Genomic DNA, 8,776 nt, shown 5'->3' on the forward strand with positions numbered 1-8,776 from the left:
TGCGGATAACGGTTCGCATGCTCGCGGTTTAAACCGACCGTCTCAAGCAATTCATATACGCGATTCATGCGCTCTTCTTTCGACTTCGCCAATCCGTGAATATCGATTCCTTCCGCAATAATGTCCGCAACCGTCATACGCGGGTTTAATGACGCATACGGGTCTTGGAAAATCATTTGCATTTTTCGCTTTAACTCTTTCGCTTCTTTCGCTGACTTTTTCCGATGCACACTTTTCCCGTTAAACAACACTTCGCCACCTGTTGCTTCATATAGCCCGATAATTGTACGGCCTGTCGTTGACTTTCCGCATCCCGATTCGCCAACAAGACCGAGCGTTTCACCTTTATAAATATCGAACGTCACATCGTCAACGGCCTTTACAACTTGACCCTTGCCGACTTTAAAGTATTGTTTTAAGTTTTTCACTTCGACAAGTTTGTTCATCGTCATTTCCCTCCTCGATCTTTCGTTAATGATTCGAACTTTTTCATTCGCTCACGAACGACTTTCGGAGGTTCGACTTTCGGTGCGTTCGGGTGAAGCAACCACGTCGCCGCATAGTGCGTGTCTGATACTTGGAACATTGGCGGCTCCATTTCATAGTCAATTTTTAACGCGTACGCATTACGAGGCGCGAACGCATCGCCTTTTGGCGGATTTAATAAGTCTGGTGGCGTTCCCGGAATGGAGTACAATTCTTCCTCTCCGTGTTCTAAGCTTGGCATCGACGCAAGCAGCCCCCACGTATACGGATGTTTCGGGTTGTAGAAAATTTCATCGACCGTTCCTTTTTCAACAATTTTTCCTGCATACATGACCGCCACACGATCCGCCACGTTAGCGACTACACCTAAATCATGGGTAATGAATATAATCGATGTGCCTGTCTTTTTTTGAATGTCTTTAATGAGCTCTAAAATTTGCGCCTGAATCGTCACGTCTAACGCTGTCGTCGGCTCATCGGCAATGAGCACTTTCGGATTGCATGCAAGCGCAATCGCAATAACGACACGTTGGCGCATACCGCCTGATAATTGATGCGGATATTGTTTAAAGCGAAGCGCTGGCTCTTTAATGCCGACAAGGTCAAGCAATTCAATGGCGCGCGCTTTCGCCTCCGCTTTTGTCATTTGTTGATGTTTTAACAATACTTCTGTAATTTGTTTTCCGATCGTCATCGTCGGGTTTAACGCTGTCATCGGATCTTGGAAAATCATCGAGATTTCCGCACCGCGCACACGTTGCATTTCTTTTTCCGATAGTTTCGTCAAATCGCGACCTTCTAATAAAATTTGACCTTGCTTAATGCGTGCTGGCGGCATTGGAAGTAGACGCATGAGCGCTTTAGACGTCACCGATTTTCCTGATCCTGACTCCCCAACGATCGCCAACGTCTCTCCTTTGTGCAAATCAAACGATACACCTCGTACAGCTTGTACTTCTCCACCGTACACATCAAATGAAATGTGCAAATCTTTTACTTCGAGCACTTTTTCCATTGTTCCACCTCCTCTATTTGCGCATTTTTGGATCAAGCGCATCGCGCAATCCGTCTGCTAATAAGTTAAAGCTTAAAATGAGCAAGCTAATGACAAACGCTGGAATCATCATTAAATGCGGGAACGTTTGGATCGACTTATAACCGTCATTTACAAGGGAACCGAGCGACGCTTCTGGTGGACGAATACCAAGTCCAATAAAGCTTAAAAACGCTTCTGTGAAAATGGCGCTCGGAATGGTAAACATCGTCGTAATAATAATTGGACCAACGACGTTCGGAAGCAAATGTTTGCCGATAATGCGTGCATCTGACGCCCCGAGCGTACGTGCTGCTAGTACGTATTCCATATTTTTTAACTTTAAAATTTGTCCACGCACAATGCGCGCCATCGTCACCCAACCGGTAATAACCATCGCCATCGTTATTGAAATAATTCCCGGCTCAAATACGAGAATAAATAAAATAACGACAATTAAGTTCGGAATACCGACTAATACTTCAATAATGCGCTGCATCACATTGTCGACGCGTCCGCCGTAAAAACCGGACACACCACCGTAAATAATTCCAATTAACAAGTCAATGGTTGCAGCTAACACCCCGATATATAACGAAATACGGGCACCATACCACGTACGCGTCCATAAATCGCGACCGAGGTCATCGGTTCCAAACCAATAGTACTCTTTTACACCACGTTTTTCATATACATTAATACCATTCATATCTTTTCCGTTAAACGGAAGCCAATCAATATGTTCTAACACCGGGATACGCGGTGGTAATTTCGCATGGCTTAAATTTTGTTGTTTGTACGTACGATCGCTCATGATCGGTGCAAAAATAGCCATCAACGTAATGGCAATAATCATGATTAGTCCGAAAACAGCACCTTTATTTTTTCTTAATCGAAGCCAAGCGTCTTGTAAAAACGTTAAGCTTGGACGATTAATTTTTTCCATATCACCTTGACGTTCTGTCGCTAGCTCAAACAACTCAGGAGATAGTTGCTTTTCTGTCATTATTTTTTCCCTCCCGCCAAACGAATTCGCGGATCAATTAAGCCGTAAAGCACGTCCACAATAAAAATAACAAAAATAAATAACGCACTATAGAAAATAGTTGTTCCCATAATGACCGGATAGTCATTTAAGTTAATGGAACGAACGAACTGTTCCCCTAAACCAGGGACAGCGAAAATTTGCTCAATGACAAGTGTTCCTGTCATTAAGTTAACAGCCATCGGACCAAGAATTGTAATAATCGGAATCATTGCATTTCGCAATCCGTGTTTAAAAATGACGCCAAAGCCGCTAATTCCTTTTGCACGCGCTGTTAAAATATAGTCCGAACCGAGCACTTCTAACATTTCTGTACGCATAAAGCGCGCGATGCTCGCGATAACGAATACGGATAACGCTAGCGTTGGCATGATCGTGTACTCAAAACCATCCCAAAACGCAACAGGAAGTAATTTTAATTTTACACCGATGTAATATTGCAACAATCCACCGAATACAAATGATGGAATGGAAATACCTAAAACAGCTAACACCGTTGCTCCATAGTCAACCGCTGTATTATGACGAACAGCAGCGATCACACCGAGCAAAATACCAACAATTGTCCCGAATACGAGCGCTTGAAAACCGAGTTGTGCCGATGGCCCAATGCGATCACCAATAAGCTGTGTGACTGGGCGGTTATCATATTGGAAGGAAACTCCTAAATCACCTTTTACTAAATTGCCTAAGTAACGAACGTATTGCACAGGAACTGGATCATTTAAACCATACTTTTCTAAAATGATTTTTTGTTGTTCTGGTGATAGCTTCTCTTGATTTTGGAGGGGGGAACCTGGGAGAAGCTTCATTAAAAAGAACGTGGCTGTTGCAATAATAAATAGCGTAATAATCATATAAATAAGACGTTGCAACGTATATCGTGCCATATCGCACACCTCCTTACAAAATTAAAAACTTTTTGAAATTTTACTGATTAGCAGGCAAAAGGAGAGTATATGCTTTCGCACATATACTCTCCTTTCTTTTTCGATTACTCGATATAAGCCCACTTATAGCTATTGTCTGGACCAAATGGATGATCAACGATACCTTTCACGTATTCACGCTCTAAGTACGCTGCACCACGTTGGTACATTGGCGCGATAACTGCCTCATCTAACAAGATTTTCTCAGCTTTTACCATCGCATCCCAACGAGCTTGCAAGTCAGAAAGAAGCGTTGTTTTCGCATCTTTTACAAGTTTGTCGTACTCCGCATTTGACCAACCTGTTTGGTTGTGAGCACCGTTTGTGACAAACATATCGATGAATGTCATTGGGTCTTGATAGTCTGGACCCCAACCTGCAAATGAAAGCTCATATTGCATTTTGCTTTCAAGATCAAGTTTTTGTTTAAATGGTTGTTGTTTAATGTTAATTGTTAAGCCTGGTAAGTTTGTCTCAAGTTGCTCTTTCAAAAATTCACCGATTTTCTTCGCACTTTCAGAGTCGTAGTTTAACAATTCAAGCGTAACTTTGTCTTTGCCAAGCTCTTTTTTCGCTTGTTCCCAATATTTTTTCGCTTCTTCAGCGTTGAATTTCACTAAGTCGCCATTTTCTTCACGGAAGTCTTTTCCGTTCGGACCTGTAACGAATCCTTGTGGAACGAAGTAGTTCGCTGCTTTAGAACCGTTGTTTAAAATCGTCGCAACCATCGCTTCTTTATCGAAGCCCATCGCAATCGCTTTGCGAGCATTTACGTTTTTCAACACTTCATTCTTTTGGTTCATACGAATGAAGAATAATACTGGTTCAGATTTTGTTTTAAAGTTTTTGTCGCTGCTATATTTGTCAACAAACTCTGCACTTAAACCGACGCGGTCTGCTTTGTTTGTTTCATACAAGTTTACACCTGTCGCTACATCTTTTACGATGTTAAAGTTAATTGTTTCAAGTTTAACTGTTTGTGCATCCCAATATTGTTCGTTTTTCTTTAATTGGAAGCTTTGTTCATGTTTCCACTCGCTTAATACGAACGGACCGTTGTAAATGGTTGTGTTTGCTTCAAGACCGTATTTGTCCCCTTGCTCTTTCACATACTTTTCGTTTTGTGGATAGAACGTTGGGAACGCTAATAAGCTTAAGAAGTATGGAATTGGGTTTTTCAATTCAACTTGTAACGTTTTGTCGTCAATTGCTTTCACGCCTAATTGGTCAACAGGCACTTTTCCTGTGTTTACTTCTTCAGCGTTTTTAATGTCGTACATAATGTACGCATACTCAGCACCTGTGTTTGGATCAAGCGCTTTTCTCCATGCAAATACGAAATCGTTTGCCGTTACAGGCTCGCCGTTTGACCATTTTGCATCGCGAAGTTTGAATGTGTACACTTTTCCATCTTCGCTTACTTCATAGCTTTCAGCCATTCCTGGCGTTGGTTCGTTGTTTTGGTCTAAGCGATATAACCCTTCAAATACGTTGTTCATGACGCGGAACGATACGCTGTCAGTCGCTAACGTAGAGTCTAGTGAAGGAATTTCAGAAGTTTCTAACAAGTTCAATACTTGCTCTTTTGCTGGCTCTTCTTGAGCTGGTTGTTTACCTTCATCAGAAGGCTTCGCTTCTTCTTTGCTGCCACATGCCGCTAAAAACGTCGACAGCGCAAGAAGAAGAGCGAAAAAGATGGATAACTTTTTCTTCATGCGAGTTTCCCCCTCATCTTTTATTTTTAGATTTTATTTCCATCTTCTGATTTATCAGAAGATTTGAAACACAAGGACATTATATAACGAATTAATATATTTGAAAAGATTTTTTAAAAACTTTTTTTAAATTTTCTAACATTTTAACTAAGTGTAAGGTTTTTTAACATATGTGATAAAATCAGCTTGATGACTATTTTATTTGTTTTTTATTCGTTTGTAAATAGAAAATTTACACTTTTTTTAGTATAATACTTCACAGCGATTAAGCGCGAAAGGTGGATGAATGGTGAAAAAAGCAGTCGTGACAAGCTTTCTCGTATTTTTCATTGCGCTAACGGTTGCACTTTTTTCAAGCGATTGGTGGCTCACATTTATTAATATTTCTTTTTACATCGCCCAACCTCTTGTTATTATTGGCGGATTTCGTTTCATATATGAAAAAGGTTTTTTCGATATGACGATTTCTAGTTTTAAACGGTTGTTTCGCCCCCCTGTTGAAATGGATGATGCCGATGAACAAGACGACAATCAAGGGAGAACAAAGTGGGGAGCACCGTTTTTCTTCGCTGGTTTAATCATTACATTACTCACGCTCATTTTGTCGTACGTTCGTTGACAAGGAAAAGCAAACGTCATATAATGTTTTAAAAAACTGATGCGATGACAAAGAATAGTACATATAACGAGGCGTTCAGAGAGCTTGTGGACGGTGCGAACAAGCCGCTAGTTATATGGAATGGGCTTTCGAGCATTCAAGCTGAAACGAGAGTAGGTTTGGACGGTTGCCTTCCGTTACAAAGGCGCCATGCGTAACGCATGGGCAAAGTGATTGTCGTCATGACAATAACTAGGGTGGCACCACGGTTCTATCGTCCCTAAAGATGATAGGACTTTTTTTATTGTCAAAAAATGAAAAGGAGTGATTCGATGAAGACCATTTTTTCAGGTATTCAACCAAGCGGCGTCATTACGCTCGGCAACTATATCGGAGCGATGAAACAGTTTGTTGAACTGCAACACGACTACAACTGCTACTTTTGCATCGTCGATCAACATGCGATTACCGTTCCGCAAGATCGGCTAGCGCTTCGGAAAAACATTCGCAGTTTAGCTGCATTTTATTTAGCGGTCGGCATTGATCCGAACAAATCGACGTTATTTATTCAGTCAGAAGTGCCTGCGCATGCGCAAGCGGGCTGGATTTTGCAATGCATCGCCTACATTGGCGAATTAGAGCGGATGACGCAATTTAAAGATAAATCAGCCGGAAAAGAGGCAGTAAGCGCCGGATTGTTAACGTATCCGCCGCTTATGGCAGCCGACATTTTACTTTACTCGACAGACATCGTTCCTGTCGGTGAAGATCAAAAACAACATATTGAGTTGACACGCGATTTAGCGGAGCGATTTAATAAACGGTACGGGGACATTTTCACGATCCCAGAAGCGCGAATCGGGGCACGCATTATGTCGCTCACTGATCCGACGAAAAAAATGAGTAAATCCGATCCGAACCAAAAATCGTACATTACGTTACTTGATGATGCGAAAACGATCGAGAAAAAAGTAAAAAGTGCTGTCACCGATTCAGAAGGCGTCATTCGTTACGATAAGGAAAATAAACCAGGCGTATCGAACTTATTAACGATTTACTCTATTTTAGCGGACGAACCGATCGAGCAATTAGAAGAACGATACGCTGGAAAAGGGTACGGGGAGTTTAAAGCCGATGTCGCTCAAGTCATTATTGACGCCCTAACGCCAATTCAAGAAAAATATTACGAGCTCATGGAAAGCACGAAATTAGACGATATTTTAGACGAAGGTGCCGAAAAAGCAAATCGCGTCGCAAGTAAAATGTTAAAGAAAATGGAAAATGCCATTGGTTTAGGAAGAAAAAGAAAATAAAAACTCAGCTCCACGCGAGCTGAGTTTTTAATTGACTTTCGGTTCTTGTTCCATTTCCCATAGTTTTTCAAAAAACGGCTGCCCTTTTACGAGCCGCTCGCATAAATGAGCGTGCCGTTCGGACCAACCGTATTTCGCTTCTTCGTACAAGCCGTTCCACGCTTCTTCAAACGACATTTGTTGAATGTATGCGTACTTTTCTGGCGCCCATTCCGTATACCAATAGCGCACTTCAGCGGCATTTTTCGTTCCATACAGCTGGTCGAGCGCCATAAATAATGGCTGCTTCAATTGCCGCTCTTTTCGGGTCAATCCGCTCATAAGCGCCGGATGCGGCGATAAAATGTGATACTCCCTTTCGCTTTGTTCAAACGAATATAGGCGCACATCTTGCTCTTTCACCATGTCGTATACGAGTTGTTCTTGACGCGGAATGAGTCGGCTTTTGCGAATCGGAATATGATAGCCAATCGTATCAATTGCAATAATGCCATAACCATCTGTAGCGATAAAACAATATTCAAGCTGAATGCGTTCATGATTTTTACGTACATACGCTTTTTGATGCACATCTTCAAGCAGCGCCTTCGGAATTTCCGATAAACTATTTTCTAAGTAATAAAACAGTTGTGGGCTCACTTTTAATACTGGCACTTGATCCAACAACTCAATCGCATCATCTTTTCTCCACTCGTAAAAGTGGCAAACGTTATATCCGTTTTCTTCCCCTTCAAACCAATTCACCCAAACATCGTGAAGATATAACATGCATAACCCCTCACTTCGAACGATTTGTTCACAGTATGGTCAGAGGCTGCTCATTTTATTCCATTTCACCCTAAAATTAACCATCATCTTGTGAAGGAAAAAAAATACTTAACCACGTAATGAACAATCCAATGGGGAGAAAATAACACTCCACTTTTGTGCTAATAAACATGACGTATTCTTTCCAATCTGAGCGTGAAGCGATGATGTTTAAATATGCAATCATCGTCGTTCCACCGACGACCGACATGCCAAACCCAAGCAAATAAAAAAAGAAACGCATATATAAGTCCCCCTTGTCCACTACTATATGTATGAACAATAGGACGAACGATGCGTTACAACAAAAAAATTTCTTCTGCCGGCATAGCAAATAGCTCAATCATCGTCTTTTTTGTCAACGCCCGCTTCACAATGTCGTACCCGACCGCATAGCCAAGCATGCGTGGATAAAATGTTGAACCGTATAAAAGCGCACGGTAACGGGCATCATCAGGGCGAAGCGACATGTTCGGAACGATCCATTTTTTCGTAAACTGCTTGAGTTGCTCTTCTGTGTAATATGTCGTCCATTTGGCGACATATTCGCTCCCAAGCCGTTCGTATACCGCATGTTCGGCCAATACTTCCATCACGATGCGGTCAATGAGCGTATATTCTCGTTCATCTTTCGGATCAACGTGTAGGCGACAAACGTGATGATATTCATGAATGAGGAGGGCATAAATATGTTCGTTGGACAGATAAGGAAGTAAAAATAAAAATAGCTGATCGCGAAAAGCGACGCCTGATTTTCCACCAAACTCATGTTGAAGTGCACGGTTCGTTGCATCCGCAGGGAAAATATAAATCGGCACATCTGGGCCGTTCCACTCTTTTTTTAGCTCCG

At 41.8% G+C, this 8,776-nt stretch carries 10 protein-coding genes and 1 other annotated feature; of the genes, 2 read left to right on the forward strand and 8 right to left on the reverse strand.

Annotation, left to right across the window (positions count from 1 at the left end):
* From V7Z64_RS09800 to V7Z64_RS09820, 5 genes are all read right to left on the reverse strand, one after another.
* Positions 1–452 (reverse strand): ATP-binding cassette domain-containing protein (locus tag V7Z64_RS09800; RefSeq protein WP_334110256.1); only part of this gene is annotated, 452 nt, incomplete at its 3' end.
* Positions 449–1,501, reverse strand: coding sequence for an ABC transporter ATP-binding protein (locus V7Z64_RS09805; RefSeq protein WP_297992657.1), 1,053 nt, complete (start codon positions 1,499–1,501; stop codon positions 449–451). The genes V7Z64_RS09805 and V7Z64_RS09800, both read right to left, overlap by 4 nt.
* Positions 1,502–1,514: 13 nt before the next feature.
* Positions 1,515–2,525: an oligopeptide ABC transporter permease gene (gene opp3C, locus V7Z64_RS09810; protein WP_442885140.1), complete on the reverse strand. Its 1,011-nt coding sequence runs from the start codon at positions 2,523–2,525 to the stop codon at positions 1,515–1,517.
* Complete coding sequence (gene opp3b / locus V7Z64_RS09815; RefSeq protein ID WP_003395390.1) at positions 2,525–3,454, reverse strand: oligopeptide ABC transporter permease; 930 nt, start codon at positions 3,452–3,454, stop codon at positions 2,525–2,527. Before opp3b ends, opp3C begins: the two co-directional genes overlap by 1 nt.
* 104 nt (positions 3,455–3,558) lie before the next feature.
* Positions 3,559–5,208, reverse strand: coding sequence for a peptide ABC transporter substrate-binding protein (locus tag V7Z64_RS09820; protein WP_297992660.1), 1,650 nt, complete (start codon positions 5,206–5,208; stop codon positions 3,559–3,561).
* A 286-nt stretch (positions 5,209–5,494) separates the two neighbouring features.
* On the opposite strand from V7Z64_RS09820, the gene V7Z64_RS09825 reads away from it, so the two are divergent.
* Together V7Z64_RS09825 and trpS are read left to right on the forward strand one after the other, a co-directional pair.
* The gene (locus tag V7Z64_RS09825) at positions 5,495–5,827 is read left to right on the forward strand and encodes a DUF3899 domain-containing protein (protein ID WP_430744824.1); all 333 of its coding nucleotides are present in this window, start codon (positions 5,495–5,497) and stop codon (positions 5,825–5,827) included.
* Positions 5,828–5,862: 35 nt separating this feature from the next.
* Positions 5,863–6,091, forward strand: a binding site (T-box leader).
* 47 nt (positions 6,092–6,138) lie between these two features.
* Positions 6,139–7,119: a tryptophan--tRNA ligase gene (gene trpS, locus V7Z64_RS09830; protein WP_297992663.1), complete on the forward strand. Its 981-nt coding sequence runs from the start codon at positions 6,139–6,141 to the stop codon at positions 7,117–7,119.
* A gap of 27 nt (positions 7,120–7,146) precedes the next feature.
* Here the strand turns inward: trpS and V7Z64_RS09835 are convergent, their stop codons facing one another.
* From V7Z64_RS09835 to V7Z64_RS09845, 3 genes are all read right to left on the reverse strand, one after another.
* Entirely contained in the window at positions 7,147–7,887 is a 741-nt protein-coding gene (locus V7Z64_RS09835) for a YjbA family protein (RefSeq protein WP_297992666.1), read from the reverse strand.
* Positions 7,888–7,963: 76 nt separating this feature from the next.
* Complete coding sequence (locus V7Z64_RS09840; protein ID WP_297992669.1) at positions 7,964–8,170, reverse strand: hypothetical protein; 207 nt, start codon at positions 8,168–8,170, stop codon at positions 7,964–7,966.
* A 55-nt stretch (positions 8,171–8,225) separates the two neighbouring features.
* Positions 8,226–8,776 (reverse strand): DUF2268 domain-containing protein (locus V7Z64_RS09845; protein WP_334110261.1); only part of this gene is annotated, 551 nt, incomplete at its 5' end.

The organism is Anoxybacillus sp., from assembly GCF_036834105.1.
Taxonomy (GTDB): Bacteria; Bacillota; Bacilli; order Bacillales; family Anoxybacillaceae; genus Anoxybacillus.

Coding starts and splice junctions, on each gene's coding strand:
- V7Z64_RS09805 (WP_297992657.1), bottom strand. CDS start 1,501: ATGGAAAAAGTGCTCGAAGTAAAAGATTTGCACATTTCATTTGATGTG.
- opp3C (WP_442885140.1), bottom strand. CDS start 2,525: ATGACAGAAAAGCAACTATCTCCTGAGTTGTTTGAGCTAGCGACAGAA.
- opp3b (WP_003395390.1), bottom strand. CDS start 3,454: ATGGCACGATATACGTTGCAACGTCTTATTTATATGATTATTACGCTA.
- V7Z64_RS09820 (WP_297992660.1), bottom strand. CDS start 5,208: ATGAAGAAAAAGTTATCCATCTTTTTCGCTCTTCTTCTTGCGCTGTCG.
- V7Z64_RS09825 (WP_430744824.1), top strand. CDS start 5,495: ATGGTGAAAAAAGCAGTCGTGACAAGCTTTCTCGTATTTTTCATTGCG.
- trpS (WP_297992663.1), top strand. CDS start 6,139: ATGAAGACCATTTTTTCAGGTATTCAACCAAGCGGCGTCATTACGCTC.
- V7Z64_RS09835 (WP_297992666.1), bottom strand. CDS start 7,887: ATGTTATATCTTCACGATGTTTGGGTGAATTGGTTTGAAGGGGAAGAA.
- V7Z64_RS09840 (WP_297992669.1), bottom strand. CDS start 8,170: ATGCGTTTCTTTTTTTATTTGCTTGGGTTTGGCATGTCGGTCGTCGGT.